This window comes from Microbacterium sp. KSW4-4 (assembly GCF_023091185.1).
In the GTDB taxonomy this organism is placed as follows: Bacteria; Actinomycetota; Actinomycetes; order Actinomycetales; family Microbacteriaceae; genus Microbacterium; species Microbacterium paraoxydans.
In genome coordinates this window covers 166,121-191,538 of sequence record NZ_JAHWXJ010000002.1, presented here as the reverse complement: position 1 = coordinate 191,538, position 25,418 = coordinate 166,121, and the positions used below count along the sequence as shown (strand labels likewise).

Below are 25,418 nucleotides of genomic sequence, written 5' to 3'. Positions count from 1 at the left end.
CGGCATCCTGGACGGATGCCCCTGTCCGCGAGCGCGCTGCACCGACGCGGCGTCGAGGCGGCCAACGCCCGGCAGTTCACCCGCGCCCGGCGGGAACTGGAGAAGGCCGCCGCCCGCACCGACGACGCCGACCTCCGCGCCCGCATCGACGGGACGGCCGCCTACGTGCTCGCGCAGACCGGCGAGCCCGCGGCGGCGGAGGCGCTGTGCCGGGAGGCGCTGGACCGTGACGGGCTGCAGGCCGAGACGGTCGCCCTCCTCGGCGGGCAGCTCGGCGCCCTCCTCATGCACGGGGGCCGGATGGAGGAGGCCGAGGCGAGCCTGACCACCGCGATCGACGCCCTGGCCGCGACCGGGACCGAGACCTCCGCGCTCGCCAACTGCCTGATGAACCGGGCGGTCGTGCGGATGCAGCGCCATCACCTGGAGACTTGCATGGCCGACCTCCGTCGTGCGATCGGGATCTACGAGGCGCACGACGAACGGGACTCCCTCGCCGAGGCCATGCACAACCTCGGTTACGCCGCGCTCCTCGGCGGCGACCTCGTCTCGGCGCTGCGCCTGATGGCCGAGTCCCGGCCGACGTTCGCCGCCACCAGTGCCCTCGCCACCGCCATCAGCGACCTCGACCGCGCCGAGGTGCTCCGCGACGCCGGGCTGACGACCGAGGCGGAGGCGCTGCTCGCCCAGGTGGCCGTGCAGTTCGGCGCCCAGCGGATGCGTCAGGCCCGTGGGGAGGCGGAGTTCCACCTCGCCCGCTCGCTCGTCCGCCACGATCCGCGAGCCGCGGCGCGGGCGGCGCGGACGGCCGCCCGCCGCTTCACCGCCCTCGGCAGCAGCGGCTGGGCGGCCCGCGCCGCGGCGGTGGAACTGGAAGCGCGACAGCGGATCCGGCCCGATCGCCCCCTCGACGCCGCCGCGTGGGAGCAGGTGGCGCAGGAGCTCGACCGGAGCGGCTTCCGCACCGAGGCCACGGCCCTGCGGTTGAGCGCCCGCCGCGACGGCACCGGTCGTCTCCCCCGCATCCCCGCCTCGGCCCCGACGCCGCTGCGGCTCCGCGCGCAGGAGGTGCGCGCGGCCCGCGCCGCCGGACGCGGTCGCGACGGGGAGGCGCTGCGCGCCGCGGCCACCGGGCTCGACCTGCTGTCGGCGTGGCAGCGGTCGTTCGGCGCCCTCGACCTGCAGGCCTCCGTCGCCATGCACGCCAGCGACCTCGTGTTCACGGGACTCGCCGCCGCCGTCCGCCGCCGCGACCCGGCGACGCTCTTCGAGTGGTCCGAGCGCGCCCGGCATCTCAGTCAGCAGGTCGCCCCGGTCCGCCCGCCGCACGACGACGCTCTCGCCGCCGACCTCGCCGAGCTGCGGATGCTGCGCGCCGACCTCGCGGGGGCGGACTGGACGACCGACCCCACCGTCCGCGCGCTCCGCGACCGGGTGCGGGAGCGGCAGTGGTCGGCCACCGGCTCCGGGGCGATGCGGGAACGTCGGACGCTGACCGAGGCCTCCGCGCTCCTGCCGGCCGACACGGCAGTCCTGGCCTACGTCTATACCGGCGCCGACCTGCACGGGGTGGTGGTGCAGCCGGACGGCGCGACCCTCGTCGACCTGTCCTGGCCGCGGGTGCGGACCGCCCTCGACGGCCTGCGCGCCGACCTCGACATGGCCGCTCTCACCCGGGACGGCGCGATGGGGCCGGTGACCGCGCGCGCTCTGACGGCGCGTCTCGCTGTCCTCGACGACGAGCTGCTCGGGCCGATGCGCCGGGCCGCCGCGGGCGCCGCGCGGTTCGTGATCACCGTTCCCGGCATCCTCGGCGGGGTGCCGTGGGCCATGCTCCCCGGCATGCACGGCGTGCCGTTCACCCTCGCGACCTCGGTCTCGCGCTGGCTCGACGGGGCGGCTTCGGCCGCCTCGACCCCGCGCGTCGGGTTCGCGGCGGGACCACGGGTGGCGCGGGCCGCGGAAGAGGTCCAGCGCGCAGCGGAATCCTGGGCGGGACGAGGGACGACCCGGACGCTGCAGGGCCCCTCCGCGACCGTGACCGCCGTCACGGAGCTGGCGGCCTCCGTCGACGTGCTCCATATCGCTGCGCACGGACGCCACGCGGTCGACAATCCGCTGTTCTCCGGGTTCGAACTCGCCGACGGGGTGCTCTTCGGCTACGACGTCGACCTCATCGCCCGGGTGCCGCGGACCGTGATCCTCTCGGCGTGCGAGCTGGGTCGCTCCTCCGTGCGCTGGGGCGAGGAGGCCCTGGGCATGACGCGGGTGTGGTTGCACGCGGGCGCGGAGGCGGTGATCGCGGCCCCCGTCACGGTGCCGGACGACGACGCGTGCGAGCTCCTGACCGCGGTCCACGAGGGTCTCGCCGGCGGCGCGTCCCCCGCCGACGCCCTGGCGAGCGCCGCGCTCATGACGGGGGTTTCCGCCCCGTTCCAGTGTCACGGCAACGGATTCTGACTTTTTTCCCGGATCGAGGTATCAGAATCGCACCCGCCTTCTCCTGTTCTTCGGAAGGTGTCGAGCGAAAGGCCTCGAAGGGAGAGGCACGAGGGAGGCGCCGTCGGTTCTGGGGAAACGCCGCTGGGGAGCGGGAAGACGAGACGGACACCATCTGCTCCGGGAGCGTCGCGGTATGCAGCTGCGATGCTCCCGCAGGGCCTCGGCGATCTGGGGACGCCGAGGCCCTCGGGGCGTCCGCGTGCGGCCGGAGGGCCTCAGGCGAGGAGGACGGAGTACCCCGCGGCACGCAGCGCGTCGACAGCGGCCTGGTCGGATCCTCGATCGGTGATGACCGTGGCGAAGAGCTCCGGCCCGCCGACGGTGGAGAAGGCCTCGGCGCCGAGCTTGCTGCCGTCGGTCACGACGACGGCCCGCCGCGCCCGCTCCGCCATCATCCGGTTCACCGCCGCCTCGCGCTCGTCCTGCGTGGTCGCCCCGGCTGCCGCGTCCATCCCGTTCACGCCGATGAACGCGAGGTCCAGCCGCACCCCGCGGAGCAGCTGCTCGACGAACGGGCCGACGAGCTCGTAGGTGCGCGAGTGGATGACCCCGCCCGTGACGACCACCTTGATCTCCGGCCGGGTCGCGAGCTGGGCGGCGATGTTCACGGCATTGGTGACCACCGTGATCCCGCCCTCCGCCGCCAGATCCTCGCGGGCGGCGAGCGCGGCCGCGATGGCCGTGGTCGTCGTGCCTCCGGAGAGCCCGACCACCATGCCGGGGGTGACGAGCCCCGCCGCGGTCTGCGCGATGCTCTCCTTCTCGTGCGTGCGGAGATGGCTCTTGTAGCGGAGCGGCAGTTCGTAGGCGACGGTCTGGGCCACGGCACCGCCGTGCGTGCGGGTGAGCAGCCGCTGCTCGGCGAGGGAGTCGAGGTCGCGGCGGGTGGTGGCCGGGGAGGCTCCGAACCGCTCCACCAGCTCCTCCACCGTGACCTCTCCGTCCGCCGCGAGGAGGTCGAGGATCGCGTGCAGTCGGGCCGCGCGCTTCACCGGTCGTCGTTTCGCGTCGAGGTCGCAGCCGTGCCCGGAACCTCTGCGACTGGAGCGGGATTCTCCGACGGCAGCAGGGCGAACAGTCGCAGCATCCGGGCGGCTTCGTCCGCGAGGGCGGCGCGTGCGGGAGCGAGGTACTTGCGGGAGTCGACGAGACGCTCGTCGGCGGCGAGCACCTCGCGGACCGCCCGCGTGAAGAAGCCGTTGAGATGGGTGGAGACGTTGACCTTCGTCATCCCGGCGCGCACGGCATCGGCGATCACGGCGTCGGCCACCCCGGACGAGCCGTGCAGCACGAGGGGCACATCCGTCCCGTCGGCGGCGGCACCACGCAGGGCCGCACGCAGGCGGGCGATGAGGTCGAGGTCGAGGGAGGCGGTGCGGTCGGTCATGGCGTGCGACGATCCGACGGCCACGGCGAGGGCGTCCACACCGGTCGCGGCCACGAACGCCCGCGCCTCGTCCGGATCGGTGCGGACACCGGGGGCGTGGGCGCCGTCCTTCCCGCCCACCTCGCCGAGCTCGCCCTCCACGTACACCCCCGCCGCGCGGGCCCGGGCGGCGACCTCGGCTGTCAGCGCCACGTTCTCGTCGTAGGGCAGCGCGCCGCCGTCGAACATCACCGAGCCGAACCCGAGGGACACGGCTTCGTCCACGAGCTCCGGTCGCTCCGCGTGGTCGAGGTGCACCGCCACCGGGGTCTCCGCGCGTCGTGCCGCGGCGAGCGTCGCGAGGGCGATCGGCTCCAGACCGCCGTGGTAGTCGGCGCAGTTCTGCGAGATCTGCAGGATCACGGGGAGCTGCGCGAGCGCGGAGGCTCGGACGAGGCCCTCTGCGGTCTCCAGATGGATGACGTTGAACGCGCCGATGCCGGTGCCGGCGGTGGCAGCCGCGGAGACGAGCTCCCGAGCGGAGACGAGGGTCACGAAGGGTCCTTCCGGAAGGAGGCGGGGTCGGGGCGGGAGACGCGGAGCCGCTCCTCGAGCGCGCGCCAGCGGGGGGAGATGTCGCCGGCGAGCGGCATGAGGACGGCGGCTGCCGACCACGCGGTCGCGCGACGGAGGATGACCTCGGGGTTGCGCTCGCCCTCCGCGGTGAGCACGGCGCAGGCCGCGACCGCAGCGTCTCCCGCCCCGGTCGGGTTGCCGGAGAGCGGCTCGTCGAGTCGGGCGTGCAGGAGATCGGTCGGGGTGACCGCGAGCATGCCGTCGGCCCCGAGCGACAGGAGCACGAGCTCGGCGCCCCGGGCCAGCAGCGACCGCGCGCCCTCGACGGGGTCGCTGATGCCGGTGGCCTCGGCGAGCTCGGCGGCGTTGGGCTTGAGCACGGCGGCGCCGGCGTCGGCGGCGCGCAGGAGGGCCGGGCCGGAGGTGTCCACGATCACGGGGACGCGGGCGTCCGCACCCACCGCGACGAGCATCGGCACGAGCGAATCCGGCGCTCCCGGCGGAAGGCTCCCGGAGACGACGAGGACCCCGGCGCCGGGAAGCCGGTCGACGATCTCCGCGAGAAGCCCGCCCCACTCGGCATCGGTGGGGTTCACCCCTCGTTCGTTGACGATCGTGGTGTCGCCCGCGGCCTCGTCGACGAGGGCGATGCTGCGACGCGTGTCGGCCGCGACGGGCACGAGCACATGGGGCACGCCGCTGGCCGTGAGCTCCGTGGCGAACTCCGCGCCGACCGGACCGCCGGCCGTGGTCAGCGCGAGGACGGACGCCCCCTCGGCGTGTGCGACCCTGGCGACGTTGAGGCCCTTGCCGCCGGCGCGGGACGCTCCGGTCTCGGCGCGGTGCGTCCCGCCGGCGACGAGACGGTCGACCTGCCACGTGAGGTCGAGCGCGGGGTTCGGGGTGACGGTGAGGATCATGCGAGCTCCCTGGCGCGAAGGGCGGCGCCGATCAGTCCCGCGTTGCCGGACAGCTCGGCCGGGACGAGTGCGGGGAGGCGGTGGAAGCTGAGGCGGGCGGCGAGGCGGGACCGCAGCTCGTCGAAGAGCGCGCCGCCCGCCCGCGACAGTCCGCCGCCGATCACCACGGCCTCGGGGGCGACCACGGCGGTCAGCTGCGCGAGCGACAGGGTGAGCGCGTCCAGCGCCGAGTCCCAGATGTCGGCGGCGACCCGGTCACCGGCGGCCGCTCGGGCGATGACGTCCTTGGCGCCGTCCGGCGCCGTGCCCGTCGCCTCCCGGTAGCGGCGCGCGATGGCTCCCGCCGAGGCCACGGCCTCCAGACAGCCACGGGCACCGCACGGGCACACCGGTCCGTCGGCGATCGGGGAGTGCCCGATCTCGCCGGCGTAGCCCCCGGCCGTGTAGGGGCGGCCGCCGACGAGCAGGGCCCCGGCGATCCCGGTGCCGATCACGAGGATCACCGCGTCGTCGTAGGCCCGCGCGCCGCCCAGCTCGTGCTCCGCCCAGCTCGCGGCGCGGACGTCGTGGTCGAACGCGACGGGGAGGCCGAGACGCTCCGCGGCGAGCGCGCGCAGCGGCGCGTCCCGCCAGCCCATGTTGCTCGCGAACACGCCGATCCCTGCCGCGGCGTCGACGATTCCCGGCACCACGAGCCCGGCGGCGCGGGGCACCACGTCGGGATGCTCGTCGCGGAGCTGCGCGGCGAGCACCTGCAGCCGGTCGAGCAGCGCGGGGGTGCGGTCGCCGTCGGCCGTGGGAGTCGGCGTGCGGCGGAGGCCGAGCGCCCGTCCTTCCGCGTCGAACAGTGCCGACTTGATGTCCGTCCCGCCGACGTCGAAGGCCAGGACCGGCGACCCGGCGCCGAGCGTGCGCACCGCGGCGAGCTTCTCGCCGGCCTCGTCCCTCGCGACGTCGGGGATGGCGTCCGCGGCGTCGTTCGGGGTCATCGCGCGGCTCCGGGGATCGCTGGCGTCATGCATCCAGGATGACGGATCGCGTGAGGTTGCGCGGCTGGTCGGGGTCGAGCCCACGGGCCACGGCACGGTCGAGGGCTGTGCGGTGCAACCGCACGAGGTCGGCGAGCGGGTCGATCGCGCGGTGCTCGAAACGGGCGCCCGTGGCGCGCACCTCCGCGGCCAGTCCTTCCGGCGCCTCTCCGAACTGCCACGTCACCCGGCCCGGCGCGGCGATGGCGATCGGACCGTGGCGGTAGTCCATCGACGGGTACGCCTCGGTCCACGACTGCGACGACTCGCGCAGCTTCAGGGCGGCCTCGTGGGCCAGGCCGATCGTCCAGCCCCGCCCGAGGAACGTGTACTGCTCGGCGTCGCGCAGCTCGGTGTCGTCGCCCTCCTCGGCGAGCACGGCCGTGGCGTCGGCGATGGCCCCGGAGAGGTCCTCGCCCAGCGACGCCCGGAAGAGAGCGAGCGCGGTCGTGGCGAAGCGCGTCTGCACCACCGACTGCTCGTCGGCGAACGGCAGCAGCACGGCGTCGTCGACGAGCGAGACGAGCGGGGAGTCGGGGTCGCCGATCACGCCGATTGTGCGGGTGCGCCCCTTGATGCGGTCGACGAGTTCCAGCACCTCGGTCGTGGTGCCGGAACGGGTGAGGGCGACGACCGCGTCGTAGCCGCGGTCGATGAAGGCCTCGGACGCCGCGAACGCATCGGTCTCGCCGTGACCGGACGACTCGCGCAGCGCGGCGTACGACTGGGCCATGAACCACGAGGTGCCGCAGCCGACGACCGCGACCCGTGCCCCGCGAGCCGGCAGCAGCGCCTGCTCGGCGGTGAGCTCGGCGGCGGTGGCCCACATCTCCGGCTGGGAGCGGAGCTCTTCGCGCATGTGCGCGCCGGGCAGCGAATCGGTCATGATGAGGCCTTTCGGACGAGTTGTTGCGTACTTGTGATTGTTTCGGGCTTAATCCGATCATAGTATTTCGTCCCAAGAGAGCAACATCTTGATTTGTTTGTTTGCCTGACAAATAATCGGGACGAGTTCCCCCGAGCCCCCGCTCGGACGATCGCGACCACCTCGGCGGCGTGATCATCACGCACCGTCGCGTGGAGTGTTCTGCGACTGTGCACCACCCCCCTCTCCGGAGAGCGGATCCCGCCCGCTGGAGCAGCACCCACAGTGAGGAATGCAATGCCCATGAACAAGTCACGGCGATACGGGGCCGCAGCGGTCGCGGCCGTCGCCACGCTGTCGCTCGCATCCTGCGGTTTCGGTGGATCGGGAGGAGACAGCGGCGGCGGCGACGACGCCAGCACGCTCGACCTGCTCGTCCCCAGCTACTCCGACGCCACGAAGGGCCTCTGGGAAGACGTCATCGACGGTTTCACGAAGGACAACCCCGACATCAAGGTCAACCTCGAGGTGCAGTCGTGGGACAACCTCGAGAAGGTCATCTCCACGAAGGTCCAGGCGGGCGAGGCGCCCGACATCTACAACGGCGGCCCTTTCGCGGGCTTCGTCGAGGACGAGCTGCTCTACCCGGTCGAGGAGGTCGTGTCCGACGACGTCTACTCCGACTTCCAGGACTCCTTCCTCGCCAACGCCGAGGTCGACGGCACGGCCTACGCCCTGCCGATGATCGCCTCCGCGCGTGCCCTGTTCGTCAACAACGACCTCCTGTCCCAGGCAGGCGTCGAGGCGCCGACCGACTGGGACTCCCTGCTCGACGCGGCGACCAAGGTGTCCGGGCTCGGCGGCGGTGTCGCGGGCTACGGCATGCCGCTCGGCTCGGAGGAGGCGCAGGCCGAGGCCGCCGTGTGGCTCTGGGGCGGCGGTGGATCCTTCGGCGACGCGTCGGAGATCACCATCGACACCCCGGAGAACCTCGTCGGCGCCGAGCAGATCAAGAAGATGATCGACGCCGGGGCGACCCAGGCCGACCCCGGCTCCACGCAGCGCTCCCCGCTGATGGACATCTTCATCCAGGGCAAGATCGGCATGCAGGTCGGCCTGCCGCCGACGGTCGGCCAGATCGCCGACAACAACCCGGACCTCGACTACTCGATCGTGCCGATCCCGACCAAGGACGGCTCGCCGTTCACCCTCGGCGTCATGGACCAGCTCATGGCGTTCGAGAACGACGGCGACAAGCAGGAGGCGATCACGAAGTTCCTCGACTACTTCTACTCGCCCGAGGTCTACGTGCCGTGGGTGCAGGCGGAGGGCTTCCTCCCCGTCACGAAGTCCGGCGCCGAGGAGCTGTCCGGCGAGGAGGCCCTCAAGCCGTTCCTCGACGTGCTGCCCGACGCGCAGTTCTACCCGTCGACCAACCCGAAGTGGTCGGCAGCGGACGGCGCCTTCAAGTCGCTGTTCGGACAGATCCAGGATCAGCCGGCGGCCGATGTGCTGAAGCAGATCCAGGACCAGGTGGACGCGGGCTGACCCGCGGAACGGAGAGGTTCGGGAATCCCCCATGAGCCAGACGACAGAATCCTCGAACCTCGCGGGGGCGGCCACCGGCCGCCCCCGCACCCCGGACGCCGGGACGGCCGTGCGCGGTCGCCCCGGCGGGCGGGACCTCCTCCAAGCGCTGCCGTGGATCGCCCCCGCGCTGGTGCTCATCATCGGCGTGGTGCTGTTCCCCGCCGGTGTCATGTTCTTCAACTCCACCCGCGACATCTCGCTCTCGGGCCTGGACAAGGGCTCGGTCGGCTTCGACAACTTCGTGACCGTCTTCACGTTCCCGGAGTTCTGGCCGATCTTCGTCCGCACGATCGTCTGGGTCGTGTCGGTGGTGCTGTTCACGGTCGTGATCTCGCTCGGCCTCGCGCAGATCCTCAACAAGGCGTTCCCGGGGCGCCAGCTCGTGCGGATGGCGGTCATCGTGCCGTGGGCCGCGTCCGTGGTGATGACCACGATGGTCTTCTACTACAGCCTCGAGCCGTACTTCGGGGTCTTCAACAAGTTCCTCTACGACATCGGGCTCTCCGACGACGCGGTGGGCTACGGCTGGACGAAGAACCCGACGACGGCGTTCGCGTGGTCGATCGTCATCGCGGTGTTCGTGTCGCTGCCCTTCACGACCTACACGATCCTCGCCGGGCTCCAGGCGGTCCCCGCCGATGCGATCGAGGCCGCCAAGATGGACGGCGCCGGAGCGGCCCGCACCTACTGGTCGATCGTCCTGCCGCAGCTGCGCAGCGCCCTCGCCGTGGCGATCCTCATCAACATCATCAACGTCTTCAACTCGCTGCCGATCCTCAAGGTGATGACCGGGTCGATCCCGGGCTACGGCGCCGACACGATCATGACGCTCATCTTCAAGTACATCGAGCTGCAGAAGAAGGTCGACGTCGCGAGCGCCCTGTCGGTCGTGGCCTTCCTCATCGTGATCGCGATCGTCGCGGCCTACGTCAAGATCGTCAAGCCCATGAAGGAGGTCTGATCATGACCGTGACCGAGACCGCCCTCGTGACCACCGCCGACTCCCGCGGACGACGCACCCCGCCCATCCCCGGCCGCCGGCGCCGCTACACCGCGGATCAGGTGTCGCTGCCCCGCGTGATCCTGCGCACCGCCGCCGGGTTCCTCGTGCTCGCGATCTTCGTGCTGCCGTACCTCATCATGTTCTTCGGATCGGTGAAGACGAAGGCGCAGATCCGCTCGGTCGACCCGACCTACCTCCCGGTGGAGTGGCACTGGGAGAACTACCTCACGATGTGGTCGACGCCCGAGACGCCGCTGCCGTACAACCTCGTCTCGACCATCGTCATCTCCGTGTTCGCGACGCTCCTGGTGCTGCTCGTGTCGCTCCCCGCGGCGTACTACACGGCCCGGTTCCGCTTCCCCGGCCGCATGGTGTTCCTGTTCCTCGTGATCGTGACGCAGATGCTGCAGCCGGCGGTGCTCACGTCGGGTCTGTTCCGGCAGTTCACCGTCCTCGGCCTCGGCGACACCTGGACCGCCATGATCTTCATCAACGCGGCCTTCAACCTGTCGTTCGCCGTGTGGATCATGCACTCGTTCTTCGCCGGCATCCCGAAGGAGGTCGACGAGGCGGCGCAGATCGACGGCGCCGGACGCCTCACGGTCCTGTTCCGGATCAACCTCCCGCTCGTCTGGCCGGGCATCGTCACCGCGATCGTGTTCACGTTCGTGGCCTGCTGGAACGAGTTCGCCGCTTCGCTGGTGATCCTGTCGACGGACAAGAACCAGCCGCTGTCGGTCGCCCTCACGAAGTTCGTCGGTCAGTACGAGACGAGCTGGCAGTACGTGTTCGGCGTCTCGATCGTGGCGATCCTGCCGGTCATCATCCTCTTCATGCTCATCGAGAAGCGCCTGGTGGGCGGCCTCACCGCCGGCAGTGTGAAGTAACCCAGTAACGCGTCCGGAACACCTGCACGACCGCGGCATGCGTGCAGGTGTTCCGGACGGGTCCGGTCGTGCACCCGTATCCGGGTCGTGCAGCAGGAACGTCGGGGACGGCGAGGTCAGGGGCGGGGGCCGCCGGCGCGGAGCTGGTCGGGACTCCACCGCACGCCGAGGACGGCGGTGAGGGCGGCCTGCGCGGTACCCGCGGACGGGGTGACACGCGGATCGGCATATCGGATGGGGACGTCGGCGGTGCCGCGGGCGGGATAACCGCTCTCGGCGCGGACCCGCTCCAGGAACCGGGGGCCGAGCTCCGTCGCAGGACCGCCGATGACGACCTCGATGGGATCGAGCAGCGCCCCAATGAGTTTGATGGCGCGGGCCAACGCGCGGGCCCCATCGTCGATCAGTGCCTGATCCGCACGGGAGACGAGAGCGCGGACGGCCGGCACGTCCAGCGCGTCCGAGAACTCCTCCCCCAGCATCGGTCCCATCGCAGCCGCCGACTCCAGGCAGCCGCGACGGCCGCAACGACAGGGACGCGCGGCATCGCCGAAGACGACCTGCACGTGACCGATCTCCCCGGCCCGATCACGGGGCCCCGGCGCGAGCTCGCCGTCGAGGGTGACGGCGGCGCCGATGCCGCCTCCGCTGTGGATGAACAGCCGGTAGCCCGAGGGCGCGGCATCCAGCCCCGCCTCCGCGATGGCCTCGGCGTCGACGTCGTTGACGAGGAGGACCGGGACGCCGGTGATGCTCTCGAAGCGGTCCGCGAGCGGGACCTCGTGCCACTCCAGCTGCACGCTCTCCAGCACCGTGCGACCGTCGGTCGTCCCCGGGACCTGCACGCCGACCGCGAGCAGCCGCGCGCCGTAGGCAGCCACCACCTCGGCGACGGTCTCGTCCAGCACCCGGTCGCGTGTCTGCGTCGTGTAGGAGACGCTGCGGCGGGCGACCTCGGAGCCGTCGAGGGCGACGAGCGCCAGGTACGCACTGGTCGGCTGCACGACGAGCACGAGGATCAGATGATGCTCCGCGTCGATGCTGAGCGTGGTCGCGCGTTTGCCCCCCGTGCTCACCGCCTGCTCGCCCTCCGCGATGAGCCGGTGCTCGATGAGTTCCGCGACGAGGGACGACGCGGTCGCCGCTGTGAGGCCGGTCGCCCGCGCGATCCCTGCGCGCGTCTGCGAACCGGACGCCTGGAAGACGAGTTGGAGCGCCCGCCGCAGGTTCGCTCGCCGAACCGCCGCCTGGGTGTCCAGCGCGTCGTCGTGGGTGAACATCTGCGAGTTCCTTCTCGGGGCCGAGGTCCGTCGATTGACAGCGCGCGTACCGCTCCGTACGCTCGGTCCGTTAGTTTATTCATTGAACTTAGTCAGCCCGAGCCTCGATCGGGAGGAGCATCATGCGCTACCCCCAGATCCTAGAGCGCCCCGCCGATCGGGCACGAGCCGCGCAGGCGTCGTCCAACGGCCACGCCCGCGGCATCCGGGAACGCAACCGCGCCCTCGTCCTGCGCACCCTCATGGAGCAGTCCGCCCTGAGCCGCGCCGATCTCTCCCGGCTCACCGGCCTCGCCCGCCCCACCGTCTCCGAGGTCGTGCGCGACCTTCTCGCGGACGGTGTGATCCGGGAGAGCGGACCCAGCCAGGAGTCCCGGCCGGGGAAGCCCGCCGTGATGCTCGAGTTCGACCAGCGTGCCGTCCAGGTCATCGCGCTCGACCTCTCCGCACCCGACGACATCGTCGGCGCACTGGCCTCGCCGGACGGCCGCCTCGCGCACCGCCTCCGCCGGCCGCGCACCCCGGACGCCGCTGCCGCCATCGCCGGTCTCGTCGCCGAGCTGCGGGCCCTCACTGACGGTCCCGCGCTCGGCATCGGCATCGGTGTGCCCACCGGCTCCTCCGCGCTGCTCGGTCTCGGACCGCGACTCGCGGAGATCCTCGACGCCCCCGTGCACCTCTTCGACGACGCCGATCTCGTGGCCGACGCCGAGCAGCGGTTCGGTGCCGTCGGCACCGACTTCCTCCTCGTCCGCCTCGGGACCCGCATCGGCACCGCGATCCGCGTCGTCGGCGACGACGGCGCCCCGGTCGAACGATCCATCGGGGCCCGCGAGCTCGCGCACGTCGGTGCCGGCGGCGAGCCCGGCGAGGCCTGCCTGTGCGGCCGCGAGGGCTGCGTCCACGCGTGGGCCGGGGCTCCCGCCGTCGCCCGGCGCCTGGACGCCTCGGGAGCGGACCGCCCGCAGGTGCTCGCCGCCGCGGGTGCGCGGCTCGGCACGTCGCTCTCGGTCATCGCCGCCGCCGTCGACCTGCCGACGATCGTGCTGAGCGGTCCGGACGGGATCGTCTCCCCGGAGTTCGTGGACGCGACGGCCGCCGCGGTCCGAGCCGCCTCGCACCCCTCTCTCGGGCCCACCGTGGTGCCGAGCGCGGTCGACGACGCCGTCCTGCTCGGCGCGGCGACCCGCGTGGTGGCCGCCGAGTTCAGCCCGCGCTGACGGACGCGCCCGTCATCCGTCCTCTCCCGCCCGGAAGGGATGGGAGACTCGATCCCGCGGGGCGGCGACCCGTCGCCTCGGTCCGTCCTGGGAGAGGAATCCGCATGAAGGCACTCGTGATCGGCGCGACCGGCAGCATCGGCGGGGTCGTCGCCGCCACCCTCGACGTTCGCGGACACGAGGTCGTGCGGGCGTCCCGCTCCGGCGAGCAGAGCGTGGACGTGACCGACCCCGCCTCCATCCGCAGCCTCTTCGAGCGGGTCGGCCCGGTCGACGCCGTCGTGGTCGCCGTGGGCTCCGTGCCCTTCAAGCCGCTCACCGATCTCGACCGCGACGACTATCTGTCCGCCTTCACCGGGAAGACCCTCGCGCAGCTCGACGTCGTGCGGATCGCCCTCGACCACGTGACCGACGGCGGCTCCCTCACCCTCACCAGCGGCGTGCTCGCGCGAGAGCCGATCGCGTCGGGAGCGGCGGCGGCGATGGCCAACGGCGCCCTGGAGTCGTTCGTGATCACGGCGGCAGCCGAGGCCCCGCGGGGCATCCGCATCAACGCGGTCTCGCCCGACGTGCTGGCGAACTCCCCCGGGTACTTCTCGACCTTCCCCGGGCACCGCCCGGTCACCGACGACGAGGTCGGCCAGGCGTACGTGCGCGCGGTCGAGGGCATCGTCACGGGGCGGGTGCTCACCGTCTGATGGCGCTCTCCCTCACTCCCGTCCCCGCGCTGTCCACCGAGCGACTGGACCTCGTGCCGCTCGGACCCGAGCATCTCGACGGCACCTGGGTGGCGCTGCAGGAGCCCGAGGTGCTGCGGTTGACCGGCACCCACGCGCGCTTCACCCGCGAGGGCGTCGAGACCTGGCTCCGGTCGCTCGACGACCGGGACGACCGGGCGGATTGGGCGATCCTCCGTCGCGAAGACGGCGCGCACATCGGCGAGGTGGTCCTCAGCGACCTGGACGAGGACAATGGCTCGGCCGGTTTCCGCATCGCTCTCGCCGGCCCGCAATGGTTCGGCGCCGGATACGGGACGGAGGCGACGCGCGCGGTCATCCGTCACGCCTTCGACACCGTAGGACTGCACCGCGTGGAGCTCGAGGTGTACGCGTTCAACCCGCGGGCGCAGCGCGCCTACGAGAAGGCCGGGTTCATGGTCGAGGGCCGGCGCCGGGAGGCGCTGCGCTGGGACGGCGAATGGGTGGACGCGATCGTCATGGGCATACTCGCGGACGGGTGACTGCACGCCGAGCGGTGGTGAGCGCAAGGGGGAGGCGGAGCACAGGTCCATGTCGGAGGATGAGGGCATGACCGACGCGCCGCTGTCTTCCCGTCCCTGGCTCCGCTCCTATGCCGAGGGCGTGCCGGCCGACATCGACGAGCCGACGCAGACCCTGCCGCAGATGCTGGCCGCCGGCATCCGGCGGTACTCGCGTCGCCCCGCCCTCGAGTTCTTCGGCGCCGTCACGAGCTATCGGGAGCTCGGCGAGCAGATCGACCGCGCCGCGGAGGGACTCCGCCACCTCGGGGTCACGAAGGGCGACCGGGTGGCGCTGGTGCTGCCGAACTGCCCGCAGCACGTCGTCGCGTTCTACGCGGTCCTGCGTCTCGGCGCGATCGTCGTCGAGCACAACCCGCTCTACACCGCGCGCGAGCTGCGGCATCAGTTCGAGGACCACGGGGCCCGCGTCGCGATCGTGTGGGACAAGGTCGCCGATACCGTCGCGGGGTTCCCCGACGATCTCCGGGTCGGCCACATCGTGAGCGTCGACCTCACGGCGGCGATGCCCCTGTCGAAGCGCCTCCTGCTGCGACTCCCCGTGCCGAAGGCCCGGGCATCGCGGGCGAAGCTGACCAGCACGCCACGCGCGCGCCACCTGACGCCGTGGAAGAAGCTCGTGTCGCACCGGCGGCTCCCCCGCCGCACCCCCGGGCCGTCGCTGGGCGACACCGCCGTCCTGCAGTACACGAGCGGGACGACCGGGCTTCCCAAGGGCGCCATCCTCACCCATGCGAACCTGCGGGCCAACGCGATGCAGGGGCGGGCCTGGGTGCCCGGACTCCGCAACGGCGAGGAGACGTTCTACGCCGTGCTGCCGCTCTTCCACGCCTACGGACTCACCCTGTGCCTCACGTTCGCGTTGAGCATCGGGGCGAAGGTGGTGCTGTTCCCGGCCTTCGATGTGAGCCTGGTCACGGACGCCGCCCGCACGAGCCCGCCGACCTTCCTCCCCGCGGTGCCGCCCATCTACGATCAGCTGGCCCGCGCGGCCGGACGCGGAACGGTGGACCTCTCCACGGTGCGGTTCGCGATCTCCGGGGCCATGAGCCTCCCCGTGGCGACGGTGCGACGCTGGGAGGAGGCCACCGGGGGACTGCTGGTCGAGGGGTACGGGATGACCGAGGCCTCCCCCGTCGCGCTCGGAAACCCGATGGGTCCGACGCGGCGCCCCGGTACCGTCGGCGTCCCGTTCCCGAGCACGGAGATCCGTGTCGTCGACCCCGACGACCCCGATGTCGACGTACCCACGGGTGAGCCCGGCGAACTGCTGCTGCGCGGACCGCAGGTCTTCCAGGGGTATTGGGGGCGCCCCGGCGAGACGGCCGAGACCCTGTTGCCGGACGGCTGGCTCCGCACCGGCGACATCGCCGAGGTCTCTCCCGACGGGTTCGTCACCATCGTCGACCGCCGCAAGGAGCTCATCATCACCGGCGGCTTCAACGTCGCGCCCAGCGAGGTGGAGAGCGCGCTGGAGGCCCACCCGGACGTCGTCGCGGCCGCCGTCGTGGGGCTCCCTCGGGCGAGCGGCGGCGAGGAGGTCGCCGCCGCAGTGGTGCTCCGCGAGGGCGCGGCGGCGGACATGGACGCGCTCCGTGACTTCTGCCGCACCCACCTGACCGCCTACAAGGTGCCGCGCCGGATCACCGCCGTCGACGACCTCCCCCGGTCGCTCATCGGCAAGGTGCTGCGGCGCGAGGTGCGCGACCGGCTGCTCGCCGAGCGCGGGGCCTGACGCGCGGGCTCAGCGCCCCTCGGCGGCCTCGGTGTGGTGGCGGATGACCTCGGCCACGACGAAGTTGAACCACTTCTCCGCGAACTCCGGGTCGAGGTGGGCGTCCTCCGCGAGCGCGCGGAGCCGAGCGACCTGCTGCTCCTCGCGGTTCGGGTCGGACGGCGGCATCGCGTGCTCGGCCTTGAGGTGTCCCACCTGCTGTGTGGCGCGGAACCGCTCCGCGAGCAGGAAGATCAGGGCCGCGTCGATGTTGTCGATGCTCGCACGCAGCCGGAGCAGTTCGGCCTTCGGATCCTCAGCGGCAGTCATGCCCCTACTCTAGAGCCGCGGATCACCCGGCCTCCGACGAGGGGCACCGCTATCGTGTGCTCATGAGCAACGACCAGTCGCCGGCCTCCGCTCCGCATGACGGCCAGGGCGGTCCCGCCCCGGACTCCGTCCCCGCCCCCGTCGACGCCGCGCTGGTCGGTGCCGCGGTGGAGGCGCCAGACGCCGCCGCGAAGCCGTCCGTCCCCGTGGTGATCGAGCCGACCACGCCCAGTCGCTCATTCTGGACGCGGATCGATCGGCCGTTCGTCTTCGGGTTCCTCGTGACCCTCGGCGGTCTCGGGGCGATCGTGATCGGCAGCGCGCTCTACAGCCTCTCCACCGTCCTCATCTACATCGCTCTCGCCCTGTTCGCCGCGCTCGGTCTCGACCCGGCCGTCCGCTTCCTCGAGCGTCGCGGCATCTCCCGTGCGCTCTCCGTCGTCGTGACCATCCTCGCCCTCATCGTCGTCGTCGCCCTCGTCCTCTGGATGATCGTGCCCATCGTCGTGGATCAGATCGCCGGGTTCGTGAAGTCGGTTCCCGGCATGATCCAGGACTTCACGAAGTCCGACCTCTACGCCACCCTCGACGACCAGTTCGGCGACCAGTTCCAGGACCTCGTGTCGGAAGTGGAGGATTTCCTCTCGGACTTCAGCAATCTCGCGACGATCGGCGGCGGGGCGCTCCAGGTCGGCGCGTCCATCGCGAGCGGTATCTCGGGCGCGATCGTGGTGCTCGTGCTGACGCTGTACTTCCTCGCGACCCTGCCGGCCATGCGCCAGGGGCTGCTGCGCCTGGTCCCGGCCCGCGACCGCGGCCGCGCCGGCGACATCTCCCAGCAGATCACCGACTCCGTGGGCGGCTATGTGATGGGGATGGTCGTCCTGGCGTTCTGCAACGCGACTCTCGCCCTCATCCTCTACACCGTGCTGGGCTTGCCGTTCCCGCCGCTCATGGCCGCGATCGCCTTCTGCGTCACGCTCATCCCGCTCGTCGGCTCGGTGCTGTTCTGGATGATCGGCACCATCCTCGCGCTGTTCACGAACCCGATCGCCGCGCTGGTCTTCGCCGCCATCTACCTCGTCTACATGCAGATCGAGGCGTACGTGCTCACCCCCCGGGTCATGAACAAGGCGGTGGCCGTGCCGGGCTCGCTCGTCGTCATCGGCGCCCTCGCCGGCGGCACGCTCCTCGGGCTGCTCGGCGCCCTCGTGGCCGTGCCCGTCACCGCCTCGATCCTCATCATCGTCAAGCAGGTGGTCGTGCCGAAGCAGGACTCCCGCACCTGATCCCACCCCCGCCCAGGGCACAACTTCCGAGATCCGGGGCGACACACCGTCAGCCCGGGGTCCTCCGCGGCGTGTCGGGCGCGATCTCCGAAGCTGTGCACGCCGGCGGTCGAGGACGACGAAGCGCCCGCCCCCTGAGGGCCGGGCGCTTCGCGGGGAGACGATTCAGACGAGGTCGTTGTCCGTCAGCCACTGCTTCGCGATGTCCTCCGCCGACTTCTGGTCGACCGTGCTCTGCACGTTGAGGGCGACGAGCTCCTCGGCGGTCAGCTTGGCGCTGATGCCGTTGATGACGTCGGCGATCTCGTCGGCCACGTCGCTGGAAGCGATCGGGACGACGTTCGAGGCCAGGATGATGTTCTCCGGGTCTTCCAGCGCCACGATGTCCTCGGTCTGGAATGCCGGATCGGCCGAGTAGATGTCCGCGACCTGGATCTCGCCGGCGAGCAGCGACTCCAGCGTCGTGGGACCGGTAGCGGAGAACGCCAGGTCGACGCCGTAGACCTCCTTGGCCGCCGCGGGACCGTACGGACGCTGCTCGAACTCGGGAGCCGCGCCGATCGTGACCGGGGTGGTGACGTCTGCGAGGTCGGCGATCGAGGTGAGGTCGTTCTCCTCGGCGAAGCTCTTGAGCACCGTGTAGGTGTCCTGGTCGGAGGCCTCGGCGTAGTCCAGCGCGGTGAGGCCGTCCGGGAGCGCGTCCTTCAGGGCCGCGTAGACGTCGTCCGGGCTGGTGGCGGTCGCATCCTTGTCCAGGTACTCGAGCAGGTTGCCCGTGTACTCGGGGAACAGGTCGATCGCCCCGGACTCGACGTCCGGCATGTAGGCGTCGCGCTGGCCGATGCTGAACTGGCGGTCGACGTCGAAGTCGGCGGCCTCGAGCGCCTGCGCGTAGATCTCGGCGATGATCTCGTTCGAGTAGTAGGCCTGCGAGCCGATGACGATGGTGTCGCTGCCACCACCGTCGCCGGCGTCGTCGGTGGGCGCGTCCAGCGGGTTGCTGTTGGCGCAGCCGGAGAGGGCGAGGGCGGCGGCGAGCGCGACGCCGCCGGCAAGGGCGAGGCGGGACTTTCGTGCGGTGAACATGGACTTCCTCTTCTCTGGGGGACGATGCTGTGGTTCAGGCGGGTGCGGCCGCGGGGGCGGTCGCCCGAGCGCGGCGTCGTTGCGGACGGGTGCGCACACCGCGGGGCACCGCGGCGTGCTGGGCGAGCGCGAGCAGGAGGTCGACGAGGAGCGCGAGCACCGCGACGAGGATCGCGCCGCCGAGCACCTGGTCGAAGCGGCGGAGCGGGATGCCCTGGATGATCGGCCAGCCGAGGCCGCCGAGGTTCACGTAGGCCGCGATCGTCACCGTGGCGATGACCTGCAGCAGCGCCGAGCGGAGGCCGCCGACCAGCAGCGGCATGCCGAGCGGCACCTCGACCTTCCAGAACACCTGCCAGCCGGTCATCCCCATCGCCCGCGCGGCGTCGATGGTTCGGCGGTCGACCGCCTCCAGGCCCGTGTAGGCGCCGGCCAGCAGGGACGGGATCGCCAGGACGACGAAGGTGATGATCGCCGCGAGGGGCGTGCGCAGCACCCCGAGCAGGAGCACCAGCAGCACCATGAGGCCGAAGGACGGGATGGCGCGGGCCGCTCCGGAGACGGCGACCGCGATCTCCCGCCCTTTCCCGGTGTGCCCGATGAGCCAGCCGAGCGGTACGGCGATCACCGCGGCGATCAGCACGGAGATGACCGTGTAGAAGACATGCTGGCCGAACAGGACGGGGAGGGAGTACGTCCCGACCCAGCGGTCGGGTGAGAACAGCCAGGCGAAGGCCTCGGTGAACACGTTCATGCGGCCGTCCTCAGCGTGATCGTCCGCCGCGCAGCGGCAGGGGTGGCCGCCGCCCGCGTCCACGGCATGAGGGCCCGCCCGAGGAGGACCAGCAGGAGATCGATGACCAGGGCGATGACGACGACGGCGACGATGCCGGTGAAGACCTCGGCGAGGATGCGGCGCTGGAGGCCGTTCGTGAACAGGTAGCCGAGGTTCGTGACGCCGACGAGGATGCCGACCGTCGCGAGCGAGATGGTGCTCACCGCCGCCACTCGGAGGCCCGCGAGGATGACCGGCCCGGCGAGCGGGAAGTCGACCGTCCAGAAGCGGCGGAACCCGCCGTAGCCCATCGCGACCGCCGACTGCCGGATCGCGGGGTCGACCGAGTCCAGGCCGTCGGATACCGCGCGGACGAGGATCGCGATCGCGTAGATCGTCAGGCCGATGACGAGGTTGGCCGGGCTGCGCGCCGGGTAGCCCGCCACCGACGGCAGCAGGATGAGGAGGGCGAGGGAGGGGATCGTGTAGAGCAGCCCGGTGAGGACGATGACCGGACCCTTCACGAGCTGATAGCGCCAGGCCACCCACCCCAGCGGGAGCGCCAGCACGAAACCGAGCACGATCGCGATCGCGCTCTGCTGCAGGTGCACCGCGGTGAGCTCGAGGATCAGCCCGAGGTTGTCGCCGACCCAGTTCACGGGGCCGCCCTCACCGTGTCGGCTCCGTCGACCGCGCCCTCCGGCGCGTCGACGATCGCTCCCTGCGTGCGCCCCTCGGAGTCGACGACGACGGTTCCCCGCGGAGTCTGCTTGAGGTGCAGCGCACGGCGGCCGCGGTCGGCTCCGATGAAGGACGAGACGAAGTCGTCGGCCGGGTTCTCGATGATCTCGCTCGGGCTGCCCACCTGCACGATCCGGGCGCCCTTGTCGAGGATGACGACCTGGTCGCCGAGGAGGAAGGCCTCGTCGATGTCGTGCGTGACGAACACGACCGTCTTGTCGAGCTCGTGCTGCAGCCGCAGGGTCTCCTGCTGGAGGTCGGCGCGCACGATGGGGTCGACCGCACCGAACGGCTCGTCCATGAGGAGGATGTTCGGGTCGGCGGCGAGTCCGCGGGCCACCCCGACGCGCTGCTGCTGACCACCCGACAACTGACTCGGATACCGCTCGGCGAGCGCCTGGTCGAGGCCGACGGTCGTGAGCAGCTCGCGAGCACGCTCATGCGCCTGCCTACGCTTCACCCCGTTCAGCCGCAGCACGGTGGCCACGTTGTCGATGACGGTGAAGTGCGGCATGAGCCCGGAGTTCTGCATCACATAGCCGATGCGCCGGCGCAGGGCGACCGGGTCGCCCGACAGCACGCTCTCCCCGTCGATCTCGACCTCCCCCGACGTCGGCTCCACCATGCGGTTGATCATCCGGAGCAGGGTGGTCTTCCCGCAGCCGGACGATCCGACGAACACGGTGGTCTTGCGGGAGGGCAGCACGAGGCTGAAGTCGTCGACGGCGAGCGTCCCGTCGGGGAAGCGCTTCGTGACGTTGCGGAACTCGATCATGAGGGTGTCTCTCCGACGGTCGTGCGGACGTGCGGTCGTGCGTCGTGCGGGACTAGGCCGAGACCTCGACGCCCGGGGCGAAGGCGACGTAGCCGGAGAAGTCCTTGCCGACCCGGTCGAACGCCGACGGATACGGATGCGGATACGACCACGCGAGATCCTTGTGCAGCTCCCCGTCGACCTGGACGGAGTAGTACTGGCACTCGCCCTTCCACGGACACGTGTACGGGGTGGGGCTCTCGACGAGGGCGTCCGGCGCGACGGATGCCGGCGGGAAGTACCAGTTCCCCTCGATGCGGATGAGGTCGTCCTGGTCGGCCTCGGCGATGACGTTTCCTGCGAGTACAGCCTTCATGGTCCTGCCTCCTCGGATGTGGGTTCGAGCGTATAAGACGGGTGCGACATCCGGCACCGGGTTGCGCGCGGGGTCGTCAATCTGGGACACAATGCGCGTCCTGTTCGTCACGCGACCGGAATCGGATTGCCCGGATCAGGCCGAGTCGCGGCCGTAGCCCTCCAGCAGGCGCAACCAGATCTCGCTGATCGTGGGGTAGGAGGGCACGGCGTGCCAGAGTCGGGCGATCGGGACCTCGCCGACGATCGCGATGGTCGCGGCCTGCACGAGCTCGGCGACCTCGGGGCCGACGAACGTCGCACCGACGACGACGTCGCGGTCGGTGTCGACGACCAGGCGCGCCTGCCCGGCGAAGCCATCCTCGTACAGGCTCGCGCCCGCCACCCACCCGAGGTCGTAGTCGACGACCCGGACGGCAGTGCCGGCGTCCTTCGCTGCCGCCTCGGTGAGGCCGACGGACCCGACCTCCGGGATCGAGAAGGTGACCTGGGGCACCGCGGCGTGGTCGGCCGTGGCGGCGTGACGCCCCCAGGGTGCGTCATCCACACTCTCGCCCTTCGCCCGCGCGACGATGACGTCACCCGCGGCACGCGCCTGGTACTTGCCCTGGTGGGTCAGCAGCACGCGGCCGTTGACGTCGCCCACGGCGTAGAGCCAGTCGTGCCCGGGGACACGGAGGGTGTCGTCGGTCTCGATCCAGCGGCCCGGCTCAAGGCCAGCCACGTCGAGCCCGATGTCGGCGCTGCGCGGAGAGCGCCCGGTCGCGACGAGCACCTCCGCCGCGGTCACCGTCTCCCCGTTGTCGAGGGTGATGGTCACCCGGTCCCCGTCGCGGTGCACCGCCGTCGTGCCGGTGTCGGTGCGGACGTCGACGCCGAGCTCACGCAGGCCGTCGGCCACGCGCTCTCCGGCGAAGGGCTCCATCCCGCCCAGCAGCCCGCTGCGCGCGAGCAGCGTCACCGACGAGCCGAGCGCGGCGTACGCGGTGGCCATCTCGACCGCGACCACACCGCCACCGATGACCGCGAGACTGTCGGGCAGCTCCTCGGCGCTGGTCGCCTCGCGGCTCGTCCAGGGCGAGGCCTCCCGCAGGCCCTCGATCGGCGGGATGACCGCATCCGAGCCGGTGCTGATGGCGACGGCGTGACGCGCGCGCAGCACCCGCGTCCCGCCGTCCTGGTCGGTCACCGTGACCTCGCGCTCCCCGGTCAGCCGGCCGTGACCCCGGGCGAGGTCGATGTGGGCGGACTCCAGCCACTTCACCTGCCCGTCGTCGGACCAGTTGCTCGTGAAGGAGTCGCGGCGCTCGAACACGGCGCGCACATCGAGGGCCCCGGTCACGGCCTGCGCGGCGCCCGCGACGTGCTGCGCGGCACGGAGCGCCTGGGCCGAGCGGAGCAGCGCCTTCGACGGCATGCACGCCCAGTAGGAGCACTCCCCGCCGACGAGCTCGCTCTCCACGATGATCGCGGTGAGACCGCCCTGCACGGCACGGTCCGCCACGTTCTCCCCGACCGGACCACCGCCCAGCACGATGAGGTCGTATTCGTCGGTCTTGTCGGCAGCAGTCATGCTCGCCCCTCTCGTGGCCGCGGCGGTCCGTGGCCCAGTCTCGCTCATGAGGAACGTCGAGTCACGGGTGAGTTGTTCCCGTCCGCCGATATGCCCGTCCTTCGCGGTGTCGGATCCGGTTTCGACCTTCCAGGTGCACGACGGGGAGTCGACGGGACGAGCAGGGGCGGCCCGAGGGTCAGGCGACGACGGAGGGGACGGTGCGGGGGTCCGCGAAGGCCCGGGGATAGGCGCGACGGAGGGCCATGACGATGAGGGTGGCTGCGGTCACCTTGATGAGGTCGCCGGGCAGGAAGGCCAAGGTCGAGAGGGCCGTGAGGTCGAGCGGCACGCCGGTGACGAGAGCCTGGACGGGGATGCCGAAGGCGTAGACGACGAGCACACCGCCGACGAAGGCCGCGAGCGCGGTACGCCACCAGGTCGGGCGACCGGTGCGCATCAGCAGTCCGATGACGACGACGCCCACGATCCAGCCGAGCAGGTACCCCGCCGTGGGGCCGACGAAGACCCCGAGACCTCCGCGCCCACCCGCGAGCACGGGGAGTCCGACCGCCGCGAGCAGGAGGACGAGGGCGACCGACCACGGTGCGACCCGCGGGCCGAGGACGAGACCGGCGAGCATGACGGCGAGCGTCTGTCCGGTGATGGGCACCCCGCCGGGCAGCGGGACGACGACCGTGCCGAGCACGATGATGAGCGCGGCGAAGACGGCGACGCGGCCGAGGGTCGCGGAGGTGTCGCGGGGGGTGGATGCCATCGGGTGTTCCTTCCTGAACGGTGTTCACCTGAACACCGTTCACCAGGGTAGAGGTGCCCGCACAGCCCGCGCAAATCACTCCGCAGCGGGCTCCGTGCTCCTTGTCCGCGGGGCGAGGACGGCCGCCGCCACACCGATCACCGCGGCGAGCGCGAAGACTCCCGCGAACGCATCCACGCCGGCTACGGCCCCGAGCGTGACGAAGAGCGAGCCCGTGACGGCGAGGGCGAGCGCGCTCCCGAAGGAGTCGGCCACGGTCATGGCTCCGCTGTTGAAGCCCTGTTCCGCCGGGGAGGACATCGCGAGGACGAGCGCACTGGATCGCGGGCTCATCAACCCCATGCCCGCACCCGCGACGACCCAGGCGAGGGCGGCGAGCAGCGGGGCGGCCTGCGTGACCGTGATCACCAGGATCAGGGCGATCCCGACGACCACGAGGATCGTCCCCGCCCGCACCGCGGTCACGCTCGACAGGCGCTCGCCCATTCGCCCCTGGACGGTCGCCGCCGCCGACCAGGCCAGCGCACCCCCGGTCAGCGCGAGCCCGGCGAGGGTCGGCGACAGTAGGTACCGATCAGTGAGCAGGTACGGCAGGTAGATCTGCGCCCCGAAGAACGCCGCCGCCCCGAGACCACGGACGAGGATCACCGACGGCAGGCCCCGGCGGGCGACGAGCGCGCCCCGCGGAAGGAGCGGGCGCACCGCCGCGATCGCGATCACCACCGCGGCCGCCGACAGGAAGGGCCCGGCGACCGGGACCTCGCCCACGAGGTCGAGGGCGAGCACAGCGGAGGCGGCGAGCACCGACCACCCCAGCCGCCCGAAAGCCCACGGCGTGGTGGGGTCTCCGCTGCGCGCGAGCCCGCGGAGGGCCGGGACGACCATCAGCAGCGCGAGCACGACGAGCACCACGACCCCGAGGAAGACCCAGTGCCAGCTCCACACCTCCGTGACCGCACCCGCGATCGTCGGACCGATCAGGGAGGGGACGACCCACGCGGCGGCGAACCCCGCGAAGATCGCCGGATGCAGGGACGTCGGGTACACCCGGGCGACCACGACGTAGAGAGCCACCATGAGTCCGCCGTTGCCGAGCCCCTGCGCGAAGCGTCCCGCGACGAGCACCTCCATGGTCGACGCGAGCCCCGCGACGAGCAGCCCCACGGTGAACAGGGCGACGGAGGCGTACAGCGGCACCACGGGACCCCGCCGATCGGACCAGTTGCCGGCGACCACCATGCCGATCACGCTCGTCGCCAGCGGTCCGGCGAAGGCCAGCGCGTACAGCCGCTCGCCGTCGAGATCGGAGCTGACCGCCGGCATCACGGTGGTGACCGCCAGCGATTCGAAGGCGCCGAGGAACACGAGGGCGCACGCGCCGATCGTGATCCAGACGTACTCGCTGCCGAGGATGCGGGGCGGAGCGGGCGTGGACGGCGCGGTGCGCCCGGTCTCGGTCGTCATGAGGACGACGCTAGAACCTCAAGAATGGTTGAGGTCAAGCCTCT

General features: G+C 71.7%; 24 protein-coding genes. 9 read left to right on the top strand and 15 right to left on the bottom strand.

Features of this window, described 5'->3' with window-relative positions; all coding sequences use genetic code 11:
* The first annotated feature begins 15 nt into the window (after positions 1-15).
* On the top strand, positions 16-2,460 hold the full coding sequence (locus KZC57_RS10560) for a CHAT domain-containing protein (protein ID WP_247641691.1): 2,445 nt from the start codon (positions 16-18) through the stop codon (positions 2,458-2,460).
* A gap of 257 nt (positions 2,461-2,717) precedes the next feature.
* Here the strand turns inward: KZC57_RS10560 and KZC57_RS10555 are convergent, their stop codons facing one another.
* Genes KZC57_RS10555 through KZC57_RS10535 form a run of 5 tightly spaced genes read right to left on the bottom strand, consistent with a single transcriptional unit; the run spans position 2,718 to position 7,278 of the window.
* The gene (locus KZC57_RS10555; RefSeq protein WP_247641690.1) at positions 2,718-3,494 is read right to left on the bottom strand and encodes a DeoR/GlpR family DNA-binding transcription regulator; all 777 of its coding nucleotides are present in this window, start codon (positions 3,492-3,494) and stop codon (positions 2,718-2,720) included.
* The gene (locus KZC57_RS10550; protein WP_247641689.1) at positions 3,491-4,423 is read right to left on the bottom strand and encodes a class II fructose-bisphosphate aldolase; all 933 of its coding nucleotides are present in this window, start codon (positions 4,421-4,423) and stop codon (positions 3,491-3,493) included. Before KZC57_RS10550 ends, KZC57_RS10555 begins: the two co-directional genes overlap by 4 nt.
* Positions 4,420-5,364: a 1-phosphofructokinase family hexose kinase gene (locus KZC57_RS10545; RefSeq protein WP_247641688.1), complete on the bottom strand. Its 945-nt coding sequence runs from the start codon at positions 5,362-5,364 to the stop codon at positions 4,420-4,422. The genes KZC57_RS10550 and KZC57_RS10545 overlap by 4 nt, the downstream gene beginning before the upstream one ends.
* Positions 5,361-6,353, bottom strand: a complete 993-nt coding sequence (locus KZC57_RS10540) for an ROK family protein (RefSeq protein ID WP_083370966.1) — start codon at positions 6,351-6,353, stop codon at positions 5,361-5,363. Before KZC57_RS10540 ends, KZC57_RS10545 begins: the two co-directional genes overlap by 4 nt.
* Before the next feature lie 25 nt (positions 6,354-6,378).
* The gene (locus KZC57_RS10535) at positions 6,379-7,278 is read right to left on the bottom strand and encodes an SIS domain-containing protein (RefSeq protein ID WP_247641687.1); all 900 of its coding nucleotides are present in this window, start codon (positions 7,276-7,278) and stop codon (positions 6,379-6,381) included.
* A gap of 282 nt (positions 7,279-7,560) precedes the next feature.
* On the opposite strand from KZC57_RS10535, the gene KZC57_RS10530 reads away from it, so the two are divergent.
* The 3 genes from KZC57_RS10530 to KZC57_RS10520 are packed head-to-tail and all read left to right on the top strand — an operon-like array spanning position 7,561 to position 10,737.
* Positions 7,561-8,805 carry an extracellular solute-binding protein gene (locus tag KZC57_RS10530; RefSeq protein ID WP_105948999.1) on the top strand — a complete coding sequence of 415 codons (1,245 nt, stop codon included), beginning with the start codon at positions 7,561-7,563 and terminating at the stop codon, positions 8,803-8,805.
* Between the two features lie 31 nt (positions 8,806-8,836).
* Positions 8,837-9,808: a carbohydrate ABC transporter permease gene (locus KZC57_RS10525; RefSeq protein WP_060923387.1), complete on the top strand. Its 972-nt coding sequence runs from the start codon at positions 8,837-8,839 to the stop codon at positions 9,806-9,808.
* A gap of 2 nt (positions 9,809-9,810) precedes the next feature.
* Positions 9,811-10,737 carry a carbohydrate ABC transporter permease gene (locus KZC57_RS10520; RefSeq protein WP_082750161.1) on the top strand — a complete coding sequence of 309 codons (927 nt, stop codon included), beginning with the start codon at positions 9,811-9,813 and terminating at the stop codon, positions 10,735-10,737.
* A gap of 116 nt (positions 10,738-10,853) precedes the next feature.
* Here the strand turns inward: KZC57_RS10520 and KZC57_RS10515 are convergent, their stop codons facing one another.
* Complete coding sequence (locus KZC57_RS10515) at positions 10,854-12,017, bottom strand: ROK family protein (protein ID WP_247641686.1); 1,164 nt, start codon at positions 12,015-12,017, stop codon at positions 10,854-10,856.
* Between the two features lie 122 nt (positions 12,018-12,139).
* On the opposite strand from KZC57_RS10515, the gene KZC57_RS10510 reads away from it, so the two are divergent.
* The 4 genes from KZC57_RS10510 (at position 12,140) to KZC57_RS10495 (ending at position 16,251) form a co-directional block, all read left to right on the top strand.
* Positions 12,140-13,237, top strand: coding sequence for an ROK family transcriptional regulator (locus KZC57_RS10510; protein ID WP_247641685.1), 1,098 nt, complete (start codon positions 12,140-12,142; stop codon positions 13,235-13,237).
* A gap of 104 nt (positions 13,238-13,341) precedes the next feature.
* The gene (locus KZC57_RS10505) at positions 13,342-13,935 is read left to right on the top strand and encodes a short chain dehydrogenase (RefSeq protein WP_083370964.1); all 594 of its coding nucleotides are present in this window, start codon (positions 13,342-13,344) and stop codon (positions 13,933-13,935) included.
* Complete coding sequence (locus KZC57_RS10500) at positions 13,935-14,477, top strand: GNAT family N-acetyltransferase (RefSeq protein ID WP_144881594.1); 543 nt, start codon at positions 13,935-13,937, stop codon at positions 14,475-14,477. Before KZC57_RS10505 ends, KZC57_RS10500 begins: the two co-directional genes overlap by 1 nt.
* A 67-nt stretch (positions 14,478-14,544) precedes the next feature.
* A complete protein-coding gene (locus KZC57_RS10495) occupies positions 14,545-16,251 on the top strand; it encodes a long-chain-fatty-acid--CoA ligase (protein ID WP_247641684.1) in 1,707 nt (568 codons plus the stop codon).
* 9 nt (positions 16,252-16,260) lie between these two features.
* Here the strand turns inward: KZC57_RS10495 and KZC57_RS10490 are convergent, their stop codons facing one another.
* Positions 16,261-16,560: a chorismate mutase gene (locus KZC57_RS10490; RefSeq protein ID WP_025104206.1), complete on the bottom strand. Its 300-nt coding sequence runs from the start codon at positions 16,558-16,560 to the stop codon at positions 16,261-16,263.
* A gap of 62 nt (positions 16,561-16,622) precedes the next feature.
* On the opposite strand from KZC57_RS10490, the gene KZC57_RS10485 reads away from it, so the two are divergent.
* A complete protein-coding gene (locus tag KZC57_RS10485; protein WP_217583212.1) occupies positions 16,623-17,849 on the top strand; it encodes an AI-2E family transporter in 1,227 nt (408 codons plus the stop codon).
* A 165-nt stretch (positions 17,850-18,014) separates the two neighbouring features.
* Here KZC57_RS10485 and KZC57_RS10480 read toward each other — a convergent pair whose 3' ends face one another.
* The 8 genes from KZC57_RS10480 to KZC57_RS10445 all read right to left on the bottom strand — a co-directional run bounded on the left by KZC57_RS10480 (position 18,015) and on the right by KZC57_RS10445 (position 25,374).
* Positions 18,015-18,935: an ABC transporter substrate-binding protein gene (locus tag KZC57_RS10480; protein ID WP_060922328.1), complete on the bottom strand. Its 921-nt coding sequence runs from the start codon at positions 18,933-18,935 to the stop codon at positions 18,015-18,017.
* Positions 18,936-18,969: 34 nt separating this feature from the next.
* A complete protein-coding gene (locus tag KZC57_RS10475) occupies positions 18,970-19,689 on the bottom strand; it encodes an ABC transporter permease (RefSeq protein WP_060922327.1) in 720 nt (239 codons plus the stop codon).
* Positions 19,686-20,369, bottom strand: a complete 684-nt coding sequence (locus tag KZC57_RS10470; RefSeq protein ID WP_025104210.1) for an ABC transporter permease — start codon at positions 20,367-20,369, stop codon at positions 19,686-19,688. The genes KZC57_RS10475 and KZC57_RS10470 overlap by 4 nt, the downstream gene beginning before the upstream one ends.
* On the bottom strand, positions 20,366-21,226 hold the full coding sequence (locus KZC57_RS10465) for an ABC transporter ATP-binding protein (RefSeq protein WP_105948996.1): 861 nt from the start codon (positions 21,224-21,226) through the stop codon (positions 20,366-20,368). The genes KZC57_RS10470 and KZC57_RS10465 overlap by 4 nt, the downstream gene beginning before the upstream one ends.
* 52 nt (positions 21,227-21,278) lie before the next feature.
* The gene (locus KZC57_RS10460; protein ID WP_060922325.1) at positions 21,279-21,581 is read right to left on the bottom strand and encodes a DUF427 domain-containing protein; all 303 of its coding nucleotides are present in this window, start codon (positions 21,579-21,581) and stop codon (positions 21,279-21,281) included.
* Between the two features lie 135 nt (positions 21,582-21,716).
* Positions 21,717-23,153 (bottom strand): NAD(P)/FAD-dependent oxidoreductase, encoded by a 1,437-nt coding sequence (locus tag KZC57_RS10455; RefSeq protein ID WP_105948995.1) that lies wholly within the window; start codon positions 23,151-23,153, stop codon positions 21,717-21,719.
* A 178-nt stretch (positions 23,154-23,331) separates the two neighbouring features.
* Positions 23,332-23,910 carry a biotin transporter BioY gene (locus tag KZC57_RS10450; protein ID WP_060922323.1) on the bottom strand — a complete coding sequence of 193 codons (579 nt, stop codon included), beginning with the start codon at positions 23,908-23,910 and terminating at the stop codon, positions 23,332-23,334.
* Between the two features lie 75 nt (positions 23,911-23,985).
* Positions 23,986-25,374, bottom strand: a complete 1,389-nt coding sequence (locus KZC57_RS10445) for an MFS transporter (protein ID WP_247641683.1) — start codon at positions 25,372-25,374, stop codon at positions 23,986-23,988.
* Positions 25,375-25,418 lie beyond the last annotated feature (44 nt).